General features: G+C 67.5%; 20 protein-coding genes. 12 read left to right on the top strand and 8 right to left on the bottom strand.

What is annotated here, in order from left to right; all coding sequences use genetic code 11:
* Nucleotides 1-60 precede the first annotated feature (60 nt).
* A complete protein-coding gene (locus ISN38_RS01335; RefSeq protein WP_003471776.1) occupies nt 61-498 on the top strand; it encodes a hypothetical protein in 438 nt (145 codons plus the stop codon).
* A gap of 80 nt (nt 499-578) precedes the next feature.
* On the opposite strand, the gene ISN38_RS01330 is transcribed toward ISN38_RS01335, so the two are convergent.
* Nucleotides 579-1,271, bottom strand: coding sequence for a hypothetical protein (locus ISN38_RS01330; protein ID WP_038239409.1), 693 nt, complete (start codon nt 1,269-1,271; stop codon nt 579-581).
* Nucleotides 1,272-1,535: 264 nt separating this feature from the next.
* Here ISN38_RS01330 and ISN38_RS01325 point away from each other — a divergent pair, with 264 nt between their 5' ends.
* The gene (locus tag ISN38_RS01325) at nt 1,536-1,946 is read left to right on the top strand and encodes a hypothetical protein (RefSeq protein ID WP_241753976.1); all 411 of its coding nucleotides are present in this window, start codon (nt 1,536-1,538) and stop codon (nt 1,944-1,946) included.
* A 24-nt stretch (nt 1,947-1,970) separates the two neighbouring features.
* On the opposite strand, the gene ISN38_RS01320 is transcribed toward ISN38_RS01325, so the two are convergent.
* Both ISN38_RS01320 and ISN38_RS01315 read right to left on the bottom strand, forming a co-directional pair.
* Nucleotides 1,971-2,831 carry an IS3 family transposase gene (locus ISN38_RS01320; RefSeq protein ID WP_060748765.1) on the bottom strand — a complete coding sequence of 287 codons (861 nt, stop codon included), beginning with the start codon at nt 2,829-2,831 and terminating at the stop codon, nt 1,971-1,973.
* Nucleotides 2,828-3,121, bottom strand: coding sequence for a transposase (locus ISN38_RS01315; RefSeq protein ID WP_038237253.1), 294 nt, complete (start codon nt 3,119-3,121; stop codon nt 2,828-2,830). Before ISN38_RS01315 ends, ISN38_RS01320 begins: the two co-directional genes overlap by 4 nt.
* A gap of 49 nt (nt 3,122-3,170) precedes the next feature.
* On the opposite strand from ISN38_RS01315, the gene ISN38_RS01310 reads away from it, so the two are divergent.
* Complete coding sequence (locus ISN38_RS01310) at nt 3,171-3,419, top strand: hypothetical protein (RefSeq protein ID WP_241753975.1); 249 nt, start codon at nt 3,171-3,173, stop codon at nt 3,417-3,419.
* A gap of 212 nt (nt 3,420-3,631) precedes the next feature.
* Here ISN38_RS01310 and ISN38_RS01305 read toward each other — a convergent pair whose 3' ends face one another.
* From ISN38_RS01305 to ISN38_RS01295, 3 genes are read right to left on the bottom strand one after another with little or no spacing between them, the layout of a single operon-like run.
* Nucleotides 3,632-5,197, bottom strand: coding sequence for a pseudouridine synthase (locus ISN38_RS01305; protein WP_003471770.1), 1,566 nt, complete (start codon nt 5,195-5,197; stop codon nt 3,632-3,634).
* A complete protein-coding gene (gene scpB, locus ISN38_RS01300; protein ID WP_003471768.1) occupies nt 5,190-6,212 on the bottom strand; it encodes an SMC-Scp complex subunit ScpB in 1,023 nt (340 codons plus the stop codon). The genes ISN38_RS01305 and scpB overlap by 8 nt, the downstream gene beginning before the upstream one ends.
* A 22-nt stretch (nt 6,213-6,234) precedes the next feature.
* Nucleotides 6,235-7,173, bottom strand: a complete 939-nt coding sequence (locus ISN38_RS01295) for a segregation and condensation protein A (RefSeq protein ID WP_003471766.1) — start codon at nt 7,171-7,173, stop codon at nt 6,235-6,237.
* 376 nt (nt 7,174-7,549) lie between these two features.
* On the opposite strand from ISN38_RS01295, the gene ISN38_RS01290 reads away from it, so the two are divergent.
* The 9 genes from ISN38_RS01290 (at nt 7,550) to ISN38_RS01250 (ending at nt 20,668) form a co-directional block, all read left to right on the top strand.
* Nucleotides 7,550-7,849: a YciI family protein gene (locus ISN38_RS01290; protein WP_003471764.1), complete on the top strand. Its 300-nt coding sequence runs from the start codon at nt 7,550-7,552 to the stop codon at nt 7,847-7,849.
* Complete coding sequence (locus tag ISN38_RS01285) at nt 7,846-8,145, top strand: BolA family protein (protein WP_003471762.1); 300 nt, start codon at nt 7,846-7,848, stop codon at nt 8,143-8,145. The genes ISN38_RS01290 and ISN38_RS01285 overlap by 4 nt, the downstream gene beginning before the upstream one ends.
* A 246-nt stretch (nt 8,146-8,391) precedes the next feature.
* Entirely contained in the window at nt 8,392-9,405 is a 1,014-nt protein-coding gene (locus tag ISN38_RS01280) for a LacI family DNA-binding transcriptional regulator (RefSeq protein ID WP_047325595.1), read from the top strand.
* Nucleotides 9,406-9,509: 104 nt separating this feature from the next.
* Nucleotides 9,510-12,485, top strand: a complete 2,976-nt coding sequence (locus tag ISN38_RS01275; protein ID WP_058361611.1) for a TonB-dependent receptor — start codon at nt 9,510-9,512, stop codon at nt 12,483-12,485.
* Between the two features lie 111 nt (nt 12,486-12,596).
* Entirely contained in the window at nt 12,597-14,219 is a 1,623-nt protein-coding gene (locus ISN38_RS01270) for a glucoamylase family protein (RefSeq protein WP_003471757.1), read from the top strand.
* Nucleotides 14,216-15,529, top strand: a complete 1,314-nt coding sequence (locus tag ISN38_RS01265; RefSeq protein ID WP_058362557.1) for a sugar ABC transporter substrate-binding protein — start codon at nt 14,216-14,218, stop codon at nt 15,527-15,529. The genes ISN38_RS01270 and ISN38_RS01265 overlap by 4 nt, the downstream gene beginning before the upstream one ends.
* Nucleotides 15,526-16,407, top strand: a complete 882-nt coding sequence (locus ISN38_RS01260) for a carbohydrate ABC transporter permease (RefSeq protein WP_003471753.1) — start codon at nt 15,526-15,528, stop codon at nt 16,405-16,407. Before ISN38_RS01265 ends, ISN38_RS01260 begins: the two co-directional genes overlap by 4 nt.
* Nucleotides 16,404-17,240: a carbohydrate ABC transporter permease gene (locus ISN38_RS01255; RefSeq protein ID WP_003471751.1), complete on the top strand. Its 837-nt coding sequence runs from the start codon at nt 16,404-16,406 to the stop codon at nt 17,238-17,240. Before ISN38_RS01260 ends, ISN38_RS01255 begins: the two co-directional genes overlap by 4 nt.
* Before the next feature lie 305 nt (nt 17,241-17,545).
* The gene (locus tag ISN38_RS01250) at nt 17,546-20,668 is read left to right on the top strand and encodes a discoidin domain-containing protein (RefSeq protein WP_003471749.1); all 3,123 of its coding nucleotides are present in this window, start codon (nt 17,546-17,548) and stop codon (nt 20,666-20,668) included.
* A gap of 174 nt (nt 20,669-20,842) precedes the next feature.
* Here the strand turns inward: ISN38_RS01250 and ISN38_RS01245 are convergent, their stop codons facing one another.
* Nucleotides 20,843-21,517, bottom strand: a complete 675-nt coding sequence (locus ISN38_RS01245) for a bifunctional 4-hydroxy-2-oxoglutarate aldolase/2-dehydro-3-deoxy-phosphogluconate aldolase (protein ID WP_058361831.1) — start codon at nt 21,515-21,517, stop codon at nt 20,843-20,845.
* Nucleotides 21,518-21,616: 99 nt separating this feature from the next.
* Nucleotides 21,617-23,533, bottom strand: a complete 1,917-nt coding sequence (gene edd, locus ISN38_RS01240; RefSeq protein WP_003471745.1) for a phosphogluconate dehydratase — start codon at nt 23,531-23,533, stop codon at nt 21,617-21,619.
* Nucleotides 23,534-23,588 lie beyond the last annotated feature (55 nt).

Here is a 23,588-nt window from a genome sequence, read left to right as displayed (position 1 = left end):
CCGCCTTGTGCGGTGCGCTGCTAGGCTCGGGCCAGTTTCCCCATCCACTGGAGCGTTGCCATGTACAACAAACTGTTGACCACCGCCGCGCTGCTCGCCGGCATCGCCTTCATGCCGCAGGCGCATGCCGCCGGCAACATCGATTGCCAATTGCGCTTCAACCTGTCCGGCTGGTCGGTGTTCTACAAGACCGCCAGCGGCACCGGCACCATCACTTGCGACAACGGTTCCACGATTCCGGTCAAGATCAGCGCCAAGGGCGGCGGCCTGAGCGTGGGCAAGTCGAAGATCGTCGACGGCCGCGGCCGCTTCACCGGCGCTTACACCCTCAACGACCTGTTCGGCACCTATGCGGTGGCCGAGGCGCATGCCGGCGCGGTCAAGTCCTCCGATGCGCAGGTGATGACCAAGGGCGATATCTCGCTGGCCCTGGCCGGCACCGGCAAGGGCTGGGACCTGGGCGTGGCGGTCGGCGGCTTCACCATCGAGCGGCGCTGAGCCGCGCGCGCCGTCTGCGATCGCAGCGGCGCCAGAGCGATGCCGCTTCCCGAAGGAGGCCGCATCGCTCGCAGGTCCGCTCACTGCTGAGCGAACACCCAGGCCAGCTGGCCGCGCACCGGTTCCTTGGCCGCCAGGGCCTGCGTGTACAGCGTGCGCGCGGCCCAGCAGGCGTCGGCGTCGCTAGCCTGCGCCATTTGCGGCAGCACCTTCACCAGGCGCTGCTGCTGGTCGGAGGGCAAAGCGTTGATCAGGCTGGTCATCGCCGCCTGCACATCGGCCGGCGCCACGGTCTGCGGCGGGGTGTTGCTCAACTGCGCATCGGTCGCCTTGAGCGAAATCTCGAACCACTGATCGATCTGCGCCGGCGGCAGCGTTTCCAGCCCCTGCAGCATCGTCGCGCTCATCGCCCGCGCATCGTTCGGATTGCCGCCGCGGGCCAGCAGCGCGCACTTTGGCATGTCCACTTTTTCGCTGACTGCGGCAACGATCTCCAGCCGCTGTTCCAGCGTCGCATGGTCCAGCCGGCTGATGCCCTTCTGCGCCAGTTCGAAGCCGGCGCGCTGCGCCTGCGCCTTGTCGCCCTGCTTGAGCAGCGCCACATAACGCGGGTCGTTGACCAGCTTGCGCAGCATGCGGTCGAACGGTTCGTGCAGCGGCGAACGCTTGGGGTAGGGGTTCTGCGCGGCGGCCACTTCTTCCTGCACCTTCTTGCACGCGCCCAGGCTCAGCACGGCAGCGATCAACAGCGGCAACAGTATCTTCCGTGACATGGAATCTCCCGATCGGTAGAGGCGCTGCCGCGGAAATGGGCCGCTCAGCAGACCCAGGATATCGGCTTCGGTGCCTTTGTGCATCGGCGCCTCGGCACTGAGCCCATATGCGGATGCTGCATTGGACTTTCGCGTCATGCGCGTCATGGCCGGCCTGCGCGGACGAAGACCGGTCGCACGCGTGTTCGCAGGCGGTCGCTTGCCGTGGCAAGATCGCCACGGACATCCGGCGTATGCGCATGCTGCAGGCAGGAGGGGCAATCGATGAGCAGGATCGTGCTGGCTATCGTGTTCATGACGCTGCTGTCGGCGCGCGAGGCGTCTGCAGCCGGGCAGGGCAAGCAAGCCTGCGAGATCGACAGGCCCAGGCTGCTGGCTCTGGATCAACAACAGTTCGATCAGGACGTGCGCGGTGCCGGCGGCGGTTGGCGCGCCGTTGCGGCGCGTCCCGGCTGCGAAACCGCCGCCGCCGATCTGATCCGCGACTACAGAAAGACGCATCCCGACGACCCCAGTCTTCTCTATTGGCATGAGGGACAGCTGCGCGCGTTTGCCGGCGACTATCCCGCCGCGATGGCGTTGATGCTGGCGTCCAAGAAGCCGGCGCCGCAGGATCCTGCCGGATGGAATCCCTACGTCGATGCGACGATGGCCTTCCTTGAACCTGCCCCCTGAGAACGGACGCCAAGAAGCAGGGGGTTAAGCGGCTTGCTTCAGTGTCTTGGCATAGTCGTTGGGGGACAGGTATCCAAGCGCCGAGTGCAAGCGCGTGGGATTGTAGAAGCCATGGATGTAGCTGGCGATGGCGGCGTGGGCAGCGGCCCGGGTCTCGTAGACGCCGGTGGCCTCTTCGTTCTTGAGCGTGGCGAAGAAGCTCTCGGCGACGGCGTTGTCCCAGCAGTTGCCCTTGCGGCTCATGCTCGGCACGAAGCCGTGCGCGGCCAGCGTCTTGCCGAAGTCGCCGCTTGCGTACTGGCTGCCGCGGTCGGAGTGGAACAGCACGCCGGCACCGACCGGCGAGGCCGACCAGGCATTGAGGAACGCTTGCCGTACCAGATCGTCGGGCATCCGCTCGGACAGGCTGTAGCCGAGCACCTGCCGAGTCCGCAGATCGAGCACGGTGGCCAGATACAACCAGCCCTCGCGGGTCGGGACGTAGGTGATGTCACCGGCCCAGGCCGGCACCGTGCTATCCACAGCGAACTGACGATCCAGACGGTTCTCGGCCACCGGCCGGCCATGCCGACTGTCCGTCGTGCGCGGCGTGAAGCGGCCCTTGGTCTTGCCACGCAGCCCCTCCTCCCGCATCAGCCGGGCCACGCGCTTGTGGCCCACGGCGTGCGCGCATGCGCGCAGCGCACGGACCATGCGCGGGCGTCCGTAGGTGCCACGGCTGCCGGCGTGGAGCGTGCGCAGGTCGGCGCGCAGGGCCGCCTCCGGGTCCGGGCGATCGCGGCGGTGCAGGTACCCATGGAAGCCGGAGACCGACACCGCCAGCACGCGGCACAACATCCGGATCGGATAGTGAGTCCGTTCACGCGCGACGAAGGCGTACCTCACTTGGACTCCCTGGCGAAGAACGCCGTCGCTTTTTTTAGGATTTCGCGCTCCATTTTGAGCGTGGCGTTCTCGGCCCGTAGCTGAGCCAGCTCGCTCTCCATCTCACTCACCGGCTTGCGGCTGGGAGAACTGCACGGGCGGCCGGCACGCGCAGCATCCACCCAATTGCCCAACGTCTTGACCGACATGTCCAACTGACGGGCCGCCTTGGCGCGACCAACCGACTCTGCCAAGGCGGTCGCCTGGGCCTTGAAATCGTCCGTGTAGCGACGACGGGTAATGCGTTGCATGGAAACCTCCAGGTTGCGGTGAAAGTATCGCTTCCTGGCGTCCGTTTCAGTGGGACAGGTTCACCTTGCCTATGACAAGCAGAGCCTGGCAGCGGCGAAGCAGGCGCTGGACGCGCTGCCGCCTTCCCCGGACTTGCCGCCGTTGAAAGACGGAGTGATCGAACTGCCGATGCAGGATGGGCAAGTGATCAAGATGCGCTGGCCGCCGAATGCGGACGTCGTCGAAGGGCTGGCGCGGTGCATGGAAAAATCCTACGCCGTGGCTTACAGCCAGGAATGCCGGCCTGGCTCGCCTTAGGGGGGGTCTCCTCCTCGAGCCGCACGCGCCGCTGCTGCGCGTGCATGCCTGCCCGCTGACCCATCGCCTGCACGCGCAACGGCGGCCCTGCGGGATGGGCCTGGCGAAATCCTGCAACGCCCGACGCACCAGCCCAATAGAAAAAGGCGCCGCATCCACGGCGCCCTCCGTCTGTTCGAGTCTGGCCAACGTTGCGCGCCGGCCGTGTGGGCTCAGCCGCCGCCGCGCGGGCCGCGGTTGCCACCGCCGCCGGGGCGACCGCCACCACCCGGACGACCGCCGCCGGGGCGGTTGCCGCCCGGACGACCACCGGGGCCACCCGGGCCGCGCTTCTGCCCGTCGGCACGCGGGCCGGCAGGCCGCGCCGAGCGCGGTGCGGCGCCGTACGGGCTGAAGCCGGGGTTGGCATGGTCGGACGGGAAGCTGGGCGCATTGCCCGGATGCCCGTACGGCTGCGCCTTGCGCTGGCCTTGTCCCTGACCCTGGCCGCTACGGCCCTGGCCTGCGCCTGGGCCTGCGCCGGCGGGGCGCGGCTTGCCGTAGGGACGACCCTGGCCTTGTCCCTGACCCGAGCCATGGGCGGTGGCGGGACCGGCATTGCGGTGGCCGGTCGGGCCGGTGCTGACGCCGTCTGGCACGTACCAGGTGCGGAACGCGGCGGGGTTGCCGTCCGGCAGCGGCTTGGGACCCTTCGGGTTGCGCTGCTTGAACGGCTTCTGCGCCTGCTGGGCGGCCATTTCGCCACTGACGGTCAGCCCGCCGTGCGGCTTCTTGCCACCGCGGCCGCGGCCGCGGTCCTCGCGGAAGTTGTCGAAGCGGCGCAGCTCGCGGCCTTCGTCGGCGACGTTGTGGCCGTTGACATAGGCGTTGCCGCCGCGGCCGACCTGCACGGTGGCCTTAGCCGCCTTGCGCTGGCCGATCACCGGCTGCAGGGTCAGCGCCGACGGCGTGCCTTCTTCCAGCTTCAGTTCGGCGCGCAGCGCCTCGACCTTGTCCTGCGCCAGTTCCAGCGACTGCCCGCGCAGCAGTTCGCGCGGAAGGCCGACCTTGCCGTAGCGGGTGCGCTTGAGGCGGCTGACCTGGCAGCCCTGCGATTCCCACAGGCGGCGCACTTCGCGGTTGCGGCCTTCCTTGACCACCACGCGGAACCAATCGTGCGAGTCGGTGCCGCCGATGCGTTCGATCTCGTCGAACTTGGCGCCGCCGTCTTCCAGCAGCACGCCGCGCGAGAGGCGCTCGACCATGCTGTCGGGTACCTTGTCCTCGCCTTCCGGGGCGCGCACGCGCACCACGTACTCGCGCTCGATCTCGTAGGACGGATGCATCATCGCGTTGGCCATCTCGCCATCGGTGGTCAGCAGCAGCAGGCCGGTGGTGTTGATGTCCAGGCGGCCGATCGCGATCCAGCGCGCGCCCTTCAGTGCCGGCAGCGCCTCGAAGATGGTCGGGCGGCCTTCCGGGTCTTCGCGCGTGGTCACTTCGCCTTCGGGCTTGTTGTAGAGCAGCACGCGCGCCGGCTCGGTCAGCGCGCTGGCGACGAAGCTGCGGCCGTCCAGCTCGATCCGGTCGCCGCTCTTGACCGACATGCCGGTCTGCGCGACTTCGCCGTTGACCTTGACCAGGCCGTCGGCGATACGCTGCTCCAGCGCGCGGCGCGATCCCAGCCCGGCCTGGGCCAGGACCTTGTGCAGGCGTTCTTCCAGTTTTGGCTGCTCGCCGGCGGCATCGCGCTTGAGCGAGAGCTTGTTCAACGACAGCTTGCGGGAGGTGTCACTCATTTACTTGGCTCCGGCCGGCGCGGGCTGCGTCGGCCTGTGGTTCGGAATCGGCATCGTCAACAGCCACGGTCGTCGTCGCGACGGCGTTGTCTTCGGCTTCGTTCGCATCCGCCGCGCGCTCTCCCGGCGCGGCTTCGGGTTCGCCCGTCGGGGCGGTGTCGGGAGACGAGGCAGTCGCCGTGGCGGCGTCTACATCGGTGTCGCGTTCGGTGTCGGTATCGCGGTGCGCGGCGGCGGTGTCGTCCGCAGCGTGGGAATCGGCTGCGCTGTCGGCTTCGGCCTGTGCGTCCGGATCGGGTGCAGTCTCCGGATCTGATGCGGTGTCGTTGTCTTCGTCGCTCGCTTCGGCGGGCGGCACGTCGGCTGCGTCGGCATCCGCTGCCGACTTGGCCGCGCCGGCATCGGCATCGGCCGGGCCGGCCGGGGCCTGGGCCTTGTCGCTGACCGGCAGGGTGGCGCGGTCCAGCTGCAGTTGCGGTTCCAGTTCGCCGATGTCCTTCAGTTCCGACAGCGGCGGCAGTTCGTCCAGGCGCTTGAGCCCGAAATAATCCAGGAAGCCCTTGGTGGTGCCGAACAGCGCCGGCTTGCCGGGCACGTCGCGGTGGCCGACCACGCGGATCCACTCGCGCTCTTCCAGCGCCTGGATGATGTTGCTGCTGACCGCCACGCCGCGCACCTGTTCGATCTCGCCGCGGGTGATCGGCTGCCGGTAGGCAATCAGCGCCAGGGTTTCCAGCGTGGCGCGGGTGTAGCGGGTCTTGCGCTCGGTCCACAGCCGCGCCACCCACGGGTGCACCTCGCTGTTGACCTGGTAGCGGAAGCCCGAGGCCACTTCCACCAGTTCCACGCCGCGCCCGGCGCAGGCCTCGCGCAATTGCTCCAGCGCACGCTCGATGCTGCCCGGCGGCGCCGGCTCGTCCTCGGGGAACAGGCCGTGCAGCTGCGCCAGCGGCAGCGGTTGGTTGGCGGCGAGCAGGGCAGCCTCGACGATGCGGTTGATCAGCGCTTGATCCATGCGGAAGGGGGTCTTCGAAAACTCAGGTAGGGTCGTTGGCGGCGTCGGTATCGTCGAACTCGCTGTTGAACTGCAGCGGTTCGTTGGTGTTGCCCAGCGCCAGCGACTTGACGTAGATCGGCGCCAGCGGCAGCCGTTCGCCATTGCGAACGGCCTGCTCCATCGGCTCCTGGACGATGTCCAGCAGCTGTTCCTTGGCCAGTTCCAGCAAGGCCAGGAAGGTGACCAGCACGCCCAGCTTGCCTTCCTCGGCGCTGAACAGCGATTCGAAACGGTAGAACCGGCCGTCGTCCAGGCGGCTCAGCACATCGCCCATCCGCTGCCGTACGCTCAGCGCTTCGCGCTTGATCGCGTGGCCGCTGAACAGTTCGGCACGCTTGAGCACGTCGTACAGCGCCAGCAGCATTTCCTTCAGCTCCACCGGCGGCGGCAGCTTCACCGCGGCGCGGTCCGGCACGTGCGCCTGCACCGGCGTGGTGTCGCGGTCCTGCCGCGGCAGCGCGTCGATGTCCTCGGCGGCCTGCTTGAAGCGTTCGTACTCCTGCAAGCGGCGGACCAGTTCGGCGCGCGGATCGGCTTCCTCGCCTTCCTGCGCCGGCGGCCGCGGCAGCAGCATCCGCGACTTGATCTCGGCCAGGATCGCGGCCATCACCAGGTATTCTGCGGCCAGCTCGAAGCGCAGCTCCTGCATCACGTTGATGTAGTCCACGTACTGCCGGGTGATCTCGGCGACGGGGATGTCCAGAATGTCCAGGTTCTGCCGGCGGATCAGGTACAGCAGCAGGTCGAGCGGGCCTTCGAACGCATCCAGGATCACTTCCAGCGCGTCCGGCGGGATGTACAGGTCCTGCGGGATCTGCAGGACCGGTTGCCCATGCACCACCGCCAGCGGCATTTCCTGCTGCTGTGGCGCGGTCGGCTGGATTGGCGGGTTCGCGTCGAGCGCGAGTTCGGAGGTCATCAGTTGGAGATCAGGGACATCAGGTATTGCGGTAGCGAAGGGCCGGGCAGGGGCGATCCGGCGCGGCGCCTTGCCTGCAGGACTACGGTTGCATGTCGCGTCATCCCCGCAACGCGAGCCACACACACTTCAACAGGGCACAAGGCATACGCCGCACGAGTCGCGGCGATGGAACAGCTTGAGGAGGACGTCTGCGCGGGCGGTGTCGGGCAGCGAATCGGTCGTCGGAAGGTGCTGGGGGAGCCAATCACCGACGGGCCGCTGCATCCGGCCGCGTGCAATGGAGCCAAGGGTAATGCGCCAGCCGGGTCGGTGTCCAGCGCCATGGCGCTAGAATTGTGCGGAGTTCATCTGCGAAACGAAGGGCGGTGGCGGTATGTGGTATGTGATCGAGGGATACGACGGCGCCGATGCGCTGCCGCGGCGGGCGGCGGCGCGGCCGGCGCACCTGGCCCGGCTGGAGGCATTGCAGCAGGCCGGACGCCTGCTGCTGGCCGGTCCTTGCCCGGCGATCGACGCCGAGGACCCGGGTCCGGCCGGCTACAGCGGCAGCCTGGTGGTGGCGGCATTCGACTCTCTGGCGCAGGCCCGGGCCTGGGCCGAGGCCGATCCGTACGTGGCCGCGGGTGTCTACGCGCGGGTCGAGGTGCGGCCGTTCCGGAAGACCTTGCCGTGAGCGGGCCTGCCGCGAGCGAGACCGCCGCGCGCCGGGTCGAGCGCATCCGTGCCGCGCTGCAGGCCGCATTCGCGCCGCAGGCGCTGGAGGTCCAGGACGACAGCCACCGCCATGCCGGCCATGCCGGCGCGCGCGACGGGCGCGGCCATTTCAATGTGCGCATCGTCAGCGCGGCGTTCGCCGGCATGGCGCCGCTGGCCCGGCACCGCGCGGTCTATGCCGCACTCGGCGCGATGATGCAGACCGACATCCATGCGCTGTCGATCCGTGCCGAGACGCCGTGCGAGGTTGCCTGATTCGTCGCGCAGGCCGCGCGTGGCCGACCGCCCGGGGTGCCGCGCGAATGCCGCGGCAGCCAGGAAAAGCGGAATCCATAGCGTCATTATGCTGCGACGCGTCATGATTCCGGCGATTTTGCGCTCGATCAAGTTTTTGAATTGAAAGGTTTCTATTGAAAAACTAACAAAACACTTCTGCCTCGTGCTGAAAACGATTACAGTCCGCGCCAGTTTCTCAATGTCTCAGCCGCGGAGGGCGGCATGATGGCGAAGAGCGCGATCACCATCAAAGATGTCGCACGCGAGGCCCAGGTATCCGTGGCCACGGTGTCGCGTGCGCTCAACGGACACGACAACGTCGCCGAGCCGGTGCGCAAGCTGGTGCTGGAAGTGGCCGAGCGCCTGCGCTACAGCCCGCACGCGGCCGCGCGCAGCCTCAGCAGCCGCCGCACCCAGACCCTGGGCGTGGTGCTGCCGGACCTGTACGGCGAGTTCTTCTCCGAATTGATCCGCGGCATCGACGGTGCCGCGCGCGCGCGCCGCCAGCACCTGCTGGTGTCCAGCTACCACGGCGATCCGGAAGAGCAGGGCCGTGCGCTGCGCGCGATGCGCGGGCGCGTGGACGGCCTGCTGGTGCTGTCGCCGTATGCCGAACGCCCCGGCTTCCTCACCGACAACCTGCCGCAGGCGCTGCCGACGGTGCTGATCAATACCCATTTGCCCGGCGCCGAGTATCCGGTGCTGAGCATCGATGACCATGCCGGCGCGGTGGCGATGACTGAGCACCTGCTTGCGATGGGCCACCGCCGCATCGCTTTCGTCGGCGGTCCGGAACTGAACTTCGATGCGCGCGAACGCCTGCGCGGGTTCCGCGACGCGATCGCCGCGCATCCTGGCCAGGCGCAGGTCCAGGAATTTCCCGGCCAGTTCGACGAAGCCTCCGGCCATCGCGCGGGGCAGGCGCTGCTGCAGGCCGGCCCGCTGCCCGACGCGGTGTTCGCCGCCAACGACATGACCGCGCTCGGCTGCCTGTACGCCTTCGCCCAGGCCGGCGTGCGCGTGCCCGACGACGTCGCCCTGGCCGGTTTCGACGACATCCCGCTGGCGCGCTTCGTTCACCCCTCTCTCACCACCATGCGGGTCAGCATCGCCGGGCTTGGCGAGCAGGCGCTGCGCCGCCTGCTGCAGTTGATCGACCACCCCGGCACCGACGACATGCAGCGCCAGACCCTGGTTCCGGAACTGGTCGTGCGCGATTCCAGCATGGCCCGTTCGTAGCGGCGCCGCTGTCCGCTTCCCAGCCGTCTTGTTTCGCTTTGTCCGTATTCCAGCACCACTCATCACCCATAACGAACAATGCCATCCCTGGAGGGAAGCACCACATGAAGCACCCCCGACGTTCCGCGCGGCCCGCGCCCAAGCTGTTGAGTTGCGCTCTGGCCAGTTGTCTGTTGCTTGGCGCCGCACCGGCGCTCGCGCAGAGCACCGGTGGGACCATCCGTGGCCAGGTCATGGTCGATTCCGTGCCGGCCACCGCGGCGCAGGTCACCGCCACCAACCTGGCCACCGGCCTGACCCGCAGCGTGCAGGTCAGCAACGGGGTGTACGCCGTTGGCGGCTTGCCACCGGGTTCCTACCGTATCGACGTCGCCGCCAATGGCCAGACCACCTCGCAGAATGTCACCGTGCAGGTTGGCCAGGTGGCGACGTTGAACCTGGGGGTGGGCGGCGAGGCGGCCACCGCGACTGCCGGCGACGCCACCACGCTCGGCGCGGTCAACGTCACCGCGCCGGCGCTGGTGGAAACCCGTACCTCGGAGAATGCCACCTATATTTCCAACAAGCTGATCGAGTCGCTGCCGCGCGCGACCCGCAACTTCCTGGAACTGGCCGATACCGTGCCGGGCGTACAGTTCAGCCGCGACGGCCAGGGCAACACGACGATGCGCTCCGGCGCCACCTCGGCCAACGGCACCAACGTGTTCATCGACGGAGTCAGCCAGAAGAACTATGTGCTGACCGGCGGCGTCAGTGGCCAGGACTCCAGCCGCGGCAACCCGTTCCCGCAGTCGGCGATCGGCGAGTACAAGGTCATCACCTCCAACTACAAGGCCGAGTTCGACCAGCTCAGCAGCGCCGCGGTGGTCGCGGCCACGCGCTCGGGCGGCAACGCCTTCGAAGGCAGCTTCTTCTGGGACTACACCAACGACAAGTGGCGCAAGCCCAGCCCGCTGGAAGAACGCGACGGCAAGCGCGACGAGTTCAAGGAAGAGCAGTACGGCGCCACCTTCAGCGGCCCGATCCTCAAGGACGTGGCGCACTTCTTCGTTGCCTACGAGGCCAAGGAATACGTGACCCCGGGCGTGGTCCAGGCCGGTTCGATCTATCGCGACCGTGTCGAGGAACTGCCGGCCAACCTGCGGTCGCAAATCGGCACCTATCCGCAGCCCTTCAAGGAAGACCTGTACTTCGGCAAGCTCGACTGGACCATCGGCGAGAACCACTACTTCGAGCTCAGCGGCAAGTACCGCAAGGAAAGCTCGATCGACGGCATCGACGGCACCGACGCTGCGTCGTATGCGACCGATACCTACCAGGAAGACAAGCGCGCAGATCTGCGCTATCAGTTCACTTACGGTCGCATCATCAACGATGCGCACGTGACCTATGAGAATTCCTTCGTCAATCCGCAGGCGGTCAACGGCGGACTCGGCTACAACCTGATGTACTACCCGGCCGACGGCAATCCGGACGCCATCCTCAGTGTCGGCGCCGGCTCCAACTACCAGCGCAAGGGCCAGAAGGGCGTGGGCCTGCAGGACGACCTGACCCTCCAGGACCTGCAGTGGCACGGCACGCACACGCTGAAGATGGGCGTGAAGTACAAGGACGTGGAACTCAACACGCTGCAGCAGATCCCGTACAACCCGCAGTTCTACTACAACATCCTGACCAGCACCGAGGTTCCCTACCAGGTGCAGTTCGGAGATGCGGTCGCCGGCACCAGCGGCGGCAACGCCATCTCCAAGAACAAGCAGTACGGCATCTACCTGCAGGACGATTGGGAGGTCGACGAACACCTGACCCTGAATCTGGGCGTGCGCTGGGACTACGAGAAGACCCCGTCGTTCCTGAACTTCCAGACCCCGGGCGACGTCAGCTCGGCGCTGTTGAACTGGAGCAACCTGGACAACGCCGACTACAACATCCGCAACTACATCAGCACCGGCAACAACCGCAAGGCGTTCAAGGATGCCTGGCAGCCGCGGCTGGGCTTTTCCTACGATCTGGCGGGCGACCAGCGCCACGTGATCTTCGGCGGCGCTGGCCGTGCCTACGACCGCAACATTTTCGACTACCTGTCGCTGGAGCAGCTCAACGGCAGCTTCCGTTCCTATACTTACTACTTTCAGTCGGCAGCCAATCCATGCCGCGGCCAGCCATGCCTGGGCTGGGATCCGGCGTACCTGGATCCGGCCGCGTTGCAGGCCCTGGTGGCCGGCGGTGGCGCCGGCAGCGGCCGCGAGATCTACCTGATCGACAACGACATCAAGACCCCGTACTCGGACCAGTTCAGCCTGGGCATGCGCAATGCGGTGGATCTGTGGGGCAATCAGTGGAACACCGAGGTCACGTTGTCGCACATCGCCAGCCATGACGGCTTCGCGTTCATGCTCGGCAACCGCCGCGCCGACGGTTCGTTCTTCGCCCCCGGCACCGTCTATGGCGCGCCGTTCGGCGAAGGCCCGGACGGCTTCGGCAGCGTGCTGCTCGGCACCAATGCGCTGGAGACGCGCAACGATTCCCTCGGGCTGAAGATCGACAAGCCGTATACCGCCAAATCCGGCTGGGGCGTGACCGTGGCCTACACCTTCAGCAATGCCAAGGAGAACCGCAAGTTCGGCGAGCACTATTCGCTCGACTACCCGAGCATCGGCGGCTACGGCTGGCACCAGGCCGCCGGCGTGCCCAAGCATCGCCTGGTCGCCACTGCGATCTATGATCTGCCGTGGGACATCACCCTGTCCGGCAAGCTGACACTGTCCACGCCCACGCCGTTTTACGGCACCAACTGCCTGGCCGGCAACGACCAGTGCAGCATCATCGAGTTCACCCCGGACCGCAGCATCGGCTACAAGGACCTGAGCCTGACCTTGAACAAGCAGTGGGATACTGGCAGCAACGTCAAGTTCAACGTCCGTGCCGATGTGCTCAATGTGTTCAACTGGATCAACTACAACTCCTACGGCGCCAATACCGGGACCGCCACCGATCCGGACACCGCGTATGGCACCACCGATTACCAGATCTATGGTCAGATGCGCACGTTCCGGCTGTCGTTCGGCCTGAATTGGTAAGCAGCGACATCAAGGCCGCCCCGGAAGGTTCCGGGGCGGCCGCAGCAGCAGGTCCCGGAATGGGATAGTTTCAACCGCGTATGTAAGCGATTTCACAGGGGTGTCGAAAGCATGAAACTGGGCAGCGTCGCACGCTCACCATTGGTCCTGCTGCTGGCGGCGGCAACGCTGCTGGCATCCTGCAAGAAAACCGAGGAGCCCTCCGTTGCGGACAAGAAGCCGGCAAAAGTGATCCTGATCGAAGCCGAACTCCCCCCCAAACTGGTCAAGCCCGAATTGCCGCCGCTGTTCGACGACATCGAACGGCGCACCTTCCAGTTCTTCTGGGACACTACCAACGAGCAGAACGGCATGGCGGTGGATCGCTACCCGTCGCGCCCGTTCGCCAGCATCGCCTCGGTCGGTTTCGCGCTCACCGTCTATCCGATCGGTTACGAGAATGGCTGGATCAGCCGCGAGCAGGCGGTGCAGCGCACCCTGACCACGCTGCGTTTCCTGCGCGACGTGCCGGTCGGCCCGCAGCGCACCGGCCGTGCCGGCTACAAGGGCTTCTACTACCACTTCCTGGACATGCAGAAGGGCCTGCGCTACGACCAGTGGGTGGAGCTGTCGAGCGTGGACACCGCGCTGTTGATGATGGGCGTGCTGTTCGCGCAGTCCTACTACGAGGGCGACAGCGCCGACGAAAAGGAGATCCGCCAGATCGCCGACACGCTGTATCGGCGCGTGGACTGGAAGTGGATGCAGCAGCGCACGCCGCTGATCACGATGGGCTGGTACCCCGAGCGCGGCTTCATCCAGCACGACTGGATGGGCTACAACGAAGGCATGATGGTCTACCTGCTAGCGCTGGGCTCGCCGACCCATCCGGTGGAACCGGATGCGTGGCTGGAGTGGACCCGCACCTACAACAAGGACTGGGGCGTGTACTACGGCCAGGAATACCTGGCGTTCGGGCCGTTGTTCGCGCACCAGTACAACCACGTCTGGATCGACTTCCGCGACATCCAGGATCAGTATATGCGCGAGCACGGCATCGACTACTTCCTCAACAGCCGCCGCGCCACGCTCGCCCAGCGCGAGTACGCCATCGACAACCCGATGAAGTGGAAGGAGTACGGCGAGAACGTGTGGGGCCTGACCGCCAGCGACGGCCCGCAGAACACCACCCAGGACTACCGCGGCGAACAGCGCCAGTTCTTCCACTACCGTACCCGCGGCGCCGGATTGTTCGAAGCCTTCGACGACGGCACCATCGCGCCGACCGCGGCGGTGTCCTCGATCGTGTTCGCGCCGGAAGTGGTGATCCCGGCGACGCAGGAGATGCACAAGCGCTTCGGCGACTACATCTATTCCAGCTACGGTTTCCTGGATTCGTTCAATCCCAGCTTCAACTACGATATCCCGCTCAAGACCGGGCGCATGCTGCCCAACCGCGGCTGGGTCGCCGGCGACTACATCGGCATCGACCAAGGCGCGATCGTCACCATGATCGCCAACTACCGCAACGAGTTCGTGTGGAACGTGATGAAGAAGAACAAGTACCTGCGGACCGGCCTGGAGCGCGCCGGTTTCAGCGGCGGCTGGCTGACCCCGGAAGGCGAGGCCCCGCCGGTGCCGAAGAAGGACGAGCAGGCCGCCACGGCCCGCGCGCTGGGCATCGCCGAGTCGCGTGCCGCCTCCGCCGAGGCGCAGCCCAATCCCGTGCAACGCCAACCGCAGAATCCGCAATGAGCGCATTGCCGAGGATGCGCCGCTGGGCGACGCTGGGCGTGCTGGTGCTGGCCGTGTGCGGTTGCGCGCGCGCGCCGCAGGGCGAGGTGGTGCGGTTCTGGGCGATGGGCCGCGAGGCCGAGGTGGTGGCCGAGCTGATCCCCGAGTTCGAGAAGGAACATCCCGGCATCCACGTCGATATCCAGAACATCCCGTGGACCGCCGCGCACGAAAAGCTGCTGACTGCGTTCGCCGCCGACGGGCTGCCGGACGTGTGCCAGCTCGGCAACACCTGGATTCCCGAGTTCGCCGCGCTGGACACGCTGCAGCCGCTGCAGCCCTACGTGGATAAATCCAAGGTGATCGATCCGAAGGACTACTTCGCCGGCATCTGGGACACCAGCGTCATCGACGGCCAGCTGTACGGGGTGCCGTGGTACGTGGACACGCGCCTGCTGTTCTACCGCAAGGACATGCTCAGGGACGCCGGCGTGGAAAAACTGCCGCAGACCTGGGCCGAGTGGGAACAGGCCATGGCCGCGGTGAAGCGGCACGTGGGGCCCAAGCGCTATGCGATCCTGATGCCGATCAACGAATTCGAGCAGCAGCTGTCGCTGGGCCTGCAGCTGAATGATCCGCTGCTGCGCGACCACAACAACTACGGCAACTTCCGCAGCCCCGGTTTCCGCAAGGCGCTGGGCTTCTACGCCAACATGTTCGAGCAGGGCTGGGCACCGAAGATGTCCGAAACCCAGATCTCCAACGTCTGGGACGAGTTCTTCAACGGCTTCTACGCGTTCTACATCTCCGGGCCGTGGAATATCCGCGAGTTCCGCAAGCTGGAGCCGGCGGCGCTGAAAGGGCAGTGGGGCACGATGCCGTTGCCCGGTCCGGACGGCCCGGGTGCCGGCATCGCCGGCGGCACCAGCCTGGTGATCTTCCGCAAGTCGCAGCAGAAGGACGCGGCGTGGAAGCTGATCGAGTTCCTGTCGCAGCCGCAGACCCAGGCGCGTTTCCATGCGCTGATCGGCGACATGCCGCCGCGGCGCAGCACCTGGGAATATCCGTCGCTGGCCAACGATCCATTGGCGCACGCGTTCCGCGACCAGCTGGAGCGGGTCAAGCCGGCGCCGAAGGTGCTGGAATGGGAGCGCATCGTGCAGGAAATGCGGCTGGTCACCGAGCGCGTGGTGCGCGGCGGCGAAAGCCAGGAGAAGGCGGTGCAGGACCTGGACAAGCGCGTGGACGAAATCCTGGAGAAGCGGCGCTGGATCTACCAGCAGCAGCATCCGCAGGCCGCGGCGGCGCCGGCTGCGGGAGCGGCGCCATGAAGCGCGGTTCCCTGGTCGGCTGGCTGTTCGCCGGGCCGGCGCTGATCGTGATCGGCGTGTTCTTCGGCCTGCCGGTGTTGTCGGCGCTGGCGCTGAGCGTCACCGACTTCGACCTGTACGCGCTGGCCGACAGCAACCACCTGCGCTTCGTCGGTTTCGGTAACTACATCGTGTTGCTGAAGACGCAGATGTTCTGGAAGTCGTTGTGGAACACCACCTACTTCGTCATCGTCGGCGTGCCGCTCTCGATCGGCGCCTCGCTGGGCGCGGCGCTGCTGCTGAACGCGCCGGTGGCGCGCTTCAAGCCGCTGTTCCGCACCGCGTTGTTCGCACCGGTGGTGACCACGCTGGTGGCGGTGGCGGTGATCTGGCGCTATCTGTTCCACACCAGCTACGGCCTGGTCAACTATGGCCTGAGCCATCTGGGCATCGGCCCGATCGACTGGCTCGGCGACCCGCACTGGGCGATGCCGACGATCATGCTGTTCGCGGTGTGGAAAAACTTCGGCTACAACATGGTGATCTTCCTGGCCGGCCTGCAGGGCATCCCGCAGGACCTGTACGAGGCCGCGCGCATCGACGGGGCGTCGAAGTGGCGGCAGTTCCTGCACATCACCCTGCCGATGCTGGGGCCGGTGCTGCTGGTGGTCGGGGTGATCACCGTATCCGGCTATTTCCAGCTGTTCGCCGAACCCTACGTGATGACCCGCGGCGACCCGCTGCAAAGCACGGTCAGCGTGCTGTACTTCATGTTCGAGGAAGGCTTCAAGTGGTGGAACCTCGGCCGCGCGTCGGCGGTTGCGTTCCTGCTGTTCCTGATCATCCTGGGAGTGACCTCCGTGATGCTGCGCTTCGGCCGCAAGAAGGACCTGGTATGAGCCGCGAAATCGGTGCGTCGCGCTGGAACACGCTGCTGGTCAACGGCGGGCTGCTGGTGCTGGCACTGGTCAGCCTGGCGCCGCTGCTGTGGATGGTGTCGGTGTCGTTCATGCCTGCTGGGCAGGCGAGCCGCTTCCCGCCGCCGATGCTGCCGACCGGCCCGACCCTGGCCAACTACGGCGAGCTGTTCTCGCGCACCGGCATGGCCCGCAACTTCGCCAACAGCCTGCTGGTGTCGTGCGCGATCACCTTCGGCTCGCTGCTGATCAACACCATGGCCGGCTACGCCTTCGCCAAGCTGCGCTTCGTCGGCAAGGAGCGGATCTTCCAGGTGCTGCTTGCGGCGCTGGTGATCCCGGCGCAGGTGGCGATGCTGCCGCTGTTCCTGCTGATGAAGCAGCTGCACCTGGTCAACAACTTCGGTGGGGTGGTGGTGCCGGCGCTGGCGACCGTGTTCGGCATCTTCCTGGTGCGGCAGTATGCGCGCTCGATCCCGGACGAACTGCTGGAGGCCGCGCGCATCGACGGTGCCGGCGAGCTGCGCATCTTCTTCCAGATCGTGCTGCCGATGCTCAAGCCGGTGCTGGTGACGTTGACCATCTTCACCTTCATGGCCGCGTGGAACGACTTCATGTGGCCGCTGATCGTGCTCACGGACCAGGAGCACTACACCTTGCCGGTGGCCTTGGCGGCGCTGTCGCGCGAGCACATCATGGACGTGGAAATGATGATGGCCGGCGCGGTGGTGACGGTGATCCCGGTACTGGCGCTGTTCTTGGCAATGCAGCGTTACTACATCCAGGGACTGCTATTGGGTAGCGTTAAGGGGTGAGCGGACGCGCTTGCGAGCCACTGGCTCGCGCGTCCGCGAACGCCCGGCCATGGATGGCCCGGCCGGCGTATCCGGACCCAGTATGCTGCGCCATGGACGGCATGGGGAATGCGCGAGTGTGGGAACGCGCTTGCGTCGCTCGGCGCTGAACTGCCGGCCATGCGGAGGATGTAGCTGTAGGAGGGCTTCAGCCCCGACGCCTTGCCAGGACAGCGTCGGGGCTGAAACCCCTCCTACAAAAAGCCAACGACACAACGGGAACGAGGTTCATGACGGGAGTGGCGATGACGAGCAGACGGTGGACGATGGCCATCCTGGGCCTGGCGGCGGTGCAGGCCTTCGCCGCGGCGCCGACCGCGACGGTGCCGCTGGACGGCTTCAACAACCTCGACAACTGGCAGATCGTCGTCTCCAACCAGGTCACCGCTTCGACCCGGCTGGTGCAGGCCGCCAGCGGCGGCCGCGCCAAGGCGATCTGCCTGGACTACGACTTCAACGGCGTCTCCGGCTATGCCGGGATCCGCCGCGCGATCCCGATCGAGTATCCGGACAACTACCAGTTCGCGTTCCAGCTGCGCGGCGATTCGCCGAGCAACGACCTGCAGTTCAAGCTGGTCGACGCCAGCGGCGACAACGTGTGGTGGGTCAACCGGCCGCGCTACGACTTTCCCAAGCAGTGGAGCACGGTCAGCTTCAAGAAGCGGCAGATCGACAAGGCCTGGGGCCCGAGTCCGGACAAGGAACTCAAGCGCAGCGCGCAGGTCGAGTTCACCCTCTACAACCAGGTCGGCGGCAAGGGCACGGTGTGCTTCGACCAGCTGAGCCTGACCCCGCTGCCGCCGCAGGATAGCTCGCCATTGACCGTTAAGGTCAGCGCTGACACCGCGCCGGCGCTGGAGCAGCGCATCGCCGACGGCAAGGCCGACACGGTGTGGTACAGCGGCAACGCCAAGACCCAGACGATCATGCTGGACCTGGGGAAGGTGCGCGAATTCGGCGGCGCCAAAGTGCAATGGGCGCCGGGCGTGTACGCCTCGCGCTACAAGCTGCAGGGCTCGGCCGACGGCCGCAGCTGGCGCGAGTTGCGCACCGTCAGCGCCGGCAACGGCGGCACCGACTGGCTGCCGCTGCCCGAGACCGAGGCGCGCTACGTGCGCATCGACCTGGAGGACGGCCCCAGCTTCCGCTACGGCATCGCCGACATCGCGCTGCAGCCGCTGGCCTTCGCTGCGACCCCGAACGATTTCGTCAAGTCGGTGGCGGCCGATTCCACCCGCGGTTGGTTCCCGCGTGGCTTCAGCGGCGAGCAGCCATACTGGACCATCGTCGGCCTGGACGGCGGCCGCGAGCAGGGCCTGGTCGGCGAGGACGGTGCGATCGAAGTGGGCAAGGGCGGCTTCAGCATCGAGCCGTTCCTGCTGCTGGACGGCAAGCGTCTGAGCTGGGCCGACGTGAAGAGCGCGCAGAGCCTGCAGGACGACTACCTGCCGATCCCCAGCGTGGACTGGCGCCACGATAACGCCGCCCTGCGCATCACCGCCTTCGTGCAGGGCACCCCGGAGCAGGCGCAACTGGTGGCGCGCTACCGGCTCAGCAACCCGAGCAAGACGCCGCACGACTACACCCTGGCGCTGGCGGTGCGGCCGTTCCAGGTGAACCCGCCCAGCCAGTTCCTCAACACCGTCGGCGGGGTCAGCCCGATCCGTTCGCTGGCGTTCGACGGCGCGCAGGTGCAGGTCAACGGCCAGCCGCGCGTGTTCGCGGTGCAGAAGCCCGACGCCGCGTACGCCACGGCGTTCGACGCCGGCATCGACATCGAGCGGCTGGCCGCCGACACCGCCGCGCTGCCGCAGCAGGCGCAAGATGCGGACGGGCTGGCCTCGGGCGCGCTGCTGTACCGAGGGCGCCTGGCGCCGGGCGAAGTGCGCGACGTGGCCCTGCTGATCCCGCAGACCGGTGCGCAGGCACTGCCATCCGGCTTCGATGCGGCGCGTGCGCAACAGCTGGTGGCCGAGCAGTGGCGCGAGAAGCTGGATCGCCTGCAGCTGAATGTTCCGGCCGAGGGCAAGCCGCTGGCCGACACCTTGCGCACCGCGCTGGCGCACATGCTGATCTCGCGGATCGGGCCGCGCCTGCAGCCGGGCACGCGCTCGTATTCGCGCAGCTGGATCCGTGACGGCGCGATGATTTCCGAAGGCCTGCTGCGCCTGGGCCGCGCCGACGTGGCACGCGAATACCTTGACTGGTACGCGCCGTACCAGTTCGCCAACGGCATGGTGCCGTGCTGCGTGGACGACCGCGGCAGCGATCCGGTGCCGGAGAACGACAGCCACGGCGAGCTGATCTTCGGCGTCGCCGACTACTACCGCTACAGCGGCGACCGTGCGTTCCTGGAAAAGATGTGGCCGCACGTGCTGGCCGCGTACGAGTACATGGACCAGCTGCGGCTCAGCGAACGCACCGAGGAGAACCGGGCGCGCAACCCGGCGTTCTACGGGATGATGCCGGTGTCGATCAGCCACGAAGGCTATTCGGCCAAGCCGATGCATTCGTACTGGGACAACTTCTGGGCGCTGCGCGGCTACAAGGACGCGGTGGAGATCGCCGCCGAGCTGGGCCGCATCGACGATGTGGCACGCTTCGCCGCCGCGCGCGACGAGTTCCGCCAGGACCTGTACGCTTCGCTGCAGACCGCCACGCAGCAGCACCACATCGATTTCCTGCCGGGCTCGGCCGAGCTGGGCGATTTCGATCCCACCTCCACGACCATCGCGCTGGCGCCGGGCGGGGAGCAGGGACGGCTGCCGCCGCAACTGCTGAACGGCACTTTCGAGCGTTACTGGGGTGAGTTCGTGAGCCGCCGCGACGGCAAGCGCGAGTGGAAGGACTACACCCCGTACGAATGGCGCAACGTCGCCGCGTTCGTGCGTCTGGGCTGGCGCGCGCGCGCCTGGGACGCGATCCAGTTCTTCTTCAAGGACCGCGCGCCGCAGCCGTGGAACCAGTGGGCCGAAGTGGTCTCGCGCACGCCGCGCAAGCCGTTCTTCCTCGGCGACCTGCCGCATGCCTGGGTGGCCTCGGACTTCGTGCGCTCGGTGCTGGACATGTTCGCCTACGCCCGCGACATCGACGACAGCCTGGTGCTGGCGGCCGGCGTGCCGGTGGCGTGGTTCGACGACAAGGGCATTGCGATCCAGGACCTGCGCACCCCGCAGGGCGAGCTGAGCTACCAGCTGCGGCGGCAGAAGAACCGCCTGACCCTGAGCATCAGCGGCGGCCTGCGCGTGCCCAGCGGCGGCCTGGTGCTGCCGTGGCCGTATCCGGGCGAACCCGGGCGCACCCAGATCAACGGCGAGCCGGCGCAATGGGAACATGGCGAGTTGCGGATCCAGTCTTTGCCGGCGGATGTGCAGATTGAGGTGAGGTGAGGTGAGGCCGGGACGTCGGGACTCGGGACTCGGGACTCGGTAAAGCCGGGACCGGGGACCGGGGACCCGGGACAGTAAACGCGACAGCAACAGCCACAAAAAAGCGCCGGCATGCCGGCGCTTTTTTTGTGGTTCGCTTTTCGAGTCCCGAGTCCCGAGTCCCGAGTCCCGGCTTTACTGAGTCCCGAGTCCCGAGTCCCGAGTCCCGCGGACGATCTCCGCCGCCTTCGCCGCGCTCTCCCGCACCTTGTCCCACGCGCCGTTGGCCAGCCAGTCCTTCGGTACCATCCACGAGCCGCCGATGCAGACCACGTTCGGTTGCGCCAGGTACTCGGCGGCGGTGCTTTCGCCGATGCCGCCGGTGGGGCACAGCTTCAGGTCCGCCAATGGACCGGCCAAGCCCTTGAGCATCGCCAGGCCGCCGACCGCGGTGGCCGGGAACAGCTTGCACACGCGGAAGCCGCGCGCCATCAGCGCCAGCAGTTCGGTCGGGGTGGCCGCACCCGGTACCACCGGCAGCGGCGCCCGCACCAGCGCCTCGGCCAGCGCCGGCGGCGTACCCGGGGTCACGATGAAATCGGCGCCGGCGTCGATCGCCTGCTGCAGCTGGGTTTCGGTGAGCACCGTGCCGGCACCGATCTTGATGTGCGGCAGCTCGCGCTTGAGCATCGCCAGCGCGTCCATTGCCACTGGCGTGCGCAGGGTCAGTTCGATCGCGGGCAGGCCGCCTTCGAGCAGCGCGGCGGAGACGCGGCGCGCCTCGTCCAGGCTGTGCACGGTCACCACCGGCAGGATGCCGGCGGCGCGCAGGAGCTGTTCGGCGGTGTTCTGGTATTCGGCAATCGTCATGGCAATCTCGTGTTCGCGATGATGGTCAGGAGTGTGGCGGCCGCAGGCGGCCACCGTGGGGGCAGCACGGCGCGCGCGGCGCCGCTTCGGGTTGCAGGGTTAGGCGTCCTTCGACTCGTGCGGTGCCGCGGCCGCCTCGGCGTTGCGGCCCAGGTCGTACTCGGCGTCGTAGTCCCAGACGTCGCCATCGGCCGCGGGCGGGCCGCAGGAGATCGACATCGCGCCCTGGTCGGCGGGGCCGACCACGCGGCGGTTGAGCGCGAACAGGTTGCGGCCGATGTCGTGCGCGGCCGGCGCGGTGTTCGGCGCCAGCGCACGCGTCGCCCATTCGGCGGCATCCACCAGCACTTCCAGGGTGCCGGCCTCGCCGTCCAGGCGCACGATGTCGCCTTCGCGCACGCGCGCGATCGGGCCGCCGCGGGCCGCTTCCGGGGTCATGTGGATCGCCGCCGGGAACTTGCCCGAGGCGCCGGACAGGCGCCCGTCGGTGACCAGCGCCACGCGCCGGCCCTGGTTCTGCAGCAGGCCCAGCAGCGGCGCCAGCGAATGCAGTTCCGGCATGCCGTTGGCGCGCGGGCCCTGGTAGCGCAGCACCACCACGAAATCATGCGGCAGTACGCCGGCGGCGTGCAGCTTGTTCAAGGCCTGCGGCGCGTCGATGACCACCGCCGGCGCCTCGATGGTGCGGAATTCCGGCTTCACCGCCGACAGCTTGATCAGCGAACGGCCGAGATTGCCGCGCAGCAGGCGCAGCCCGCCCTGCGCTTCGAACGGGTTGGAGGCCGGGCGTACCACGGCTTCGTCGGCGCTCTTGGCCGGGCTCGGCACGTAGGCCAGCGCGCCGTTCTGCACACACGCCTCGTCGCCGTAGGCGCGCATGCCGCCGGGCACGATGGTCGCCAGGTCGTCGTGCATCAGCCCCGCGTCCATCAGCTCGCGGAACACGAACCCCACCCCGCCGGCCGCGGCGAAGTGGTTCACGTCGGCCTCGCCATTGGGATACACGCGGGTCAGCAGCGGTACGATCTGCGACAGTTCGTCCAGGTCGTCCCAGGTCAGCACGATGCCGGCTGCGCGCGCCACCGCCAGCCAGTGGATGGTGTGGTTGGTGGAGCCGCCGGTGGACATCAGCGCGACCGCGGCGTTGACGATCGCGCGTTCGTCGATCAGCCGGCCGAGCGGGCGGAAATCGCTGCCCAGCGCGGTGATGCGCAGCGCGCGTTCGGTGGCCTGCTGGGTCAGCGCATCGCGCAGCGGCGTACCCGGATTGACGAACGAGGCGCCGGGCAACTGCACGCCCATCGCCTCCAGCAACACCTGGTTGGAATTGGCGGTGCCGTAGAAGGTGCAGGTGCCTGGCGCATGGTAGGACGCCGATTCGGCGGCCAGCAGTTCCTCGCGGGTGGCCTGGCCGGCGGCATAGCGCTCGCGCACCTCGGCCTTCTGCTTGTTGGGGATGCCCGGGGTCATCGGCCCGGCCGGCACGAACACCGCCGGCAGGTGGCCGAACGCCAGCGCGCCGATCAGCAGGCCGGGCACGATCTTGTCGCACACGCCCAGGTAGATGGTGGTGTCGAACATGTCGTGGCTGAGGCCGATCGCGGTGGCCTGGGCGATCACGTCGCGCGAGAACAGCGACAGCTCCATGCCCGGGCGGCCCTGGGTCACGCCGTCGCACATCGCCGGCACGCCGCCGGCGACCTGCGCGGTGGCGCCGAGCGCGCGCGCGGTGCTGCGGATGATCTCGGGGTAGTGCTCGAACGGCTGGTGCGCCGACAGCATGTCGTTGTAGGCGGTGACGATGCCCAGATTCGGGGTGATCCCGCCTTCCAGCCGGCTCTTGTCGGTCGGGCCGCAGGCGGCGAAGCCGTGCGCCAGGTTGCCGCAACTCAGGCGGCTGCGGAACGGGCCGTCGCGCAACGCGGCGTCGATGCCGGCCAGATAGGCACGCCGCGACGGCGCACTGCGCGCGCGGATGCGTTCGGTGATCGCGTGGATTTTAGGGTGCAGGGTCATTGGCAGAAGTGGCTATGAAGTGTGGGGTGTAGTCGGGACTGGGGACTGGGGACTG

Source organism: Xanthomonas translucens pv. undulosa (genome assembly GCF_017301775.1).
Classification (GTDB): Bacteria; Pseudomonadota; Gammaproteobacteria; order Xanthomonadales; family Xanthomonadaceae; genus Xanthomonas_A; species Xanthomonas_A translucens.
This window is presented reverse-complemented; position numbering and strand designations above follow the sequence as displayed.

What these genes read in the sequence shown, in the direction of transcription:
- ISN38_RS01335 (WP_003471776.1), top strand. Translation starts at nt 61, where the DNA reads ATGTACAACAAACTGTTGACCACCGCCGCGCTGCTCGCCGGCATCGCC.
- ISN38_RS01330 (WP_038239409.1), bottom strand. Translation starts at nt 1,271, where the DNA reads ATGTCACGGAAGATACTGTTGCCGCTGTTGATCGCTGCCGTGCTGAGC.
- ISN38_RS01325 (WP_241753976.1), top strand. Translation starts at nt 1,536, where the DNA reads ATGAGCAGGATCGTGCTGGCTATCGTGTTCATGACGCTGCTGTCGGCG.
- ISN38_RS01315 (WP_038237253.1), bottom strand. Translation starts at nt 3,121, where the DNA reads ATGCAACGCATTACCCGTCGTCGCTACACGGACGATTTCAAGGCCCAG.
- ISN38_RS01305 (WP_003471770.1), bottom strand. Translation starts at nt 5,197, where the DNA reads ATGAGTGACACCTCCCGCAAGCTGTCGTTGAACAAGCTCTCGCTCAAG.
- scpB (WP_003471768.1), bottom strand. Translation starts at nt 6,212, where the DNA reads ATGGATCAAGCGCTGATCAACCGCATCGTCGAGGCTGCCCTGCTCGCC.
- ISN38_RS01295 (WP_003471766.1), bottom strand. Translation starts at nt 7,173, where the DNA reads ATGACCTCCGAACTCGCGCTCGACGCGAACCCGCCAATCCAGCCGACC.
- ISN38_RS01290 (WP_003471764.1), top strand. Translation starts at nt 7,550, where the DNA reads ATGTGGTATGTGATCGAGGGATACGACGGCGCCGATGCGCTGCCGCGG.
- ISN38_RS01280 (WP_047325595.1), top strand. Translation starts at nt 8,392, where the DNA reads ATGGCGAAGAGCGCGATCACCATCAAAGATGTCGCACGCGAGGCCCAG.
- ISN38_RS01275 (WP_058361611.1), top strand. Translation starts at nt 9,510, where the DNA reads ATGAAGCACCCCCGACGTTCCGCGCGGCCCGCGCCCAAGCTGTTGAGT.
- ISN38_RS01270 (WP_003471757.1), top strand. Translation starts at nt 12,597, where the DNA reads ATGAAACTGGGCAGCGTCGCACGCTCACCATTGGTCCTGCTGCTGGCG.
- ISN38_RS01265 (WP_058362557.1), top strand. Translation starts at nt 14,216, where the DNA reads ATGAGCGCATTGCCGAGGATGCGCCGCTGGGCGACGCTGGGCGTGCTG.
- ISN38_RS01260 (WP_003471753.1), top strand. Translation starts at nt 15,526, where the DNA reads ATGAAGCGCGGTTCCCTGGTCGGCTGGCTGTTCGCCGGGCCGGCGCTG.
- ISN38_RS01255 (WP_003471751.1), top strand. Translation starts at nt 16,404, where the DNA reads ATGAGCCGCGAAATCGGTGCGTCGCGCTGGAACACGCTGCTGGTCAAC.
- ISN38_RS01250 (WP_003471749.1), top strand. Translation starts at nt 17,546, where the DNA reads ATGGCCATCCTGGGCCTGGCGGCGGTGCAGGCCTTCGCCGCGGCGCCG.
- ISN38_RS01245 (WP_058361831.1), bottom strand. Translation starts at nt 21,517, where the DNA reads ATGACGATTGCCGAATACCAGAACACCGCCGAACAGCTCCTGCGCGCC.
- edd (WP_003471745.1), bottom strand. Translation starts at nt 23,533, where the DNA reads ATGACCCTGCACCCTAAAATCCACGCGATCACCGAACGCATCCGCGCG.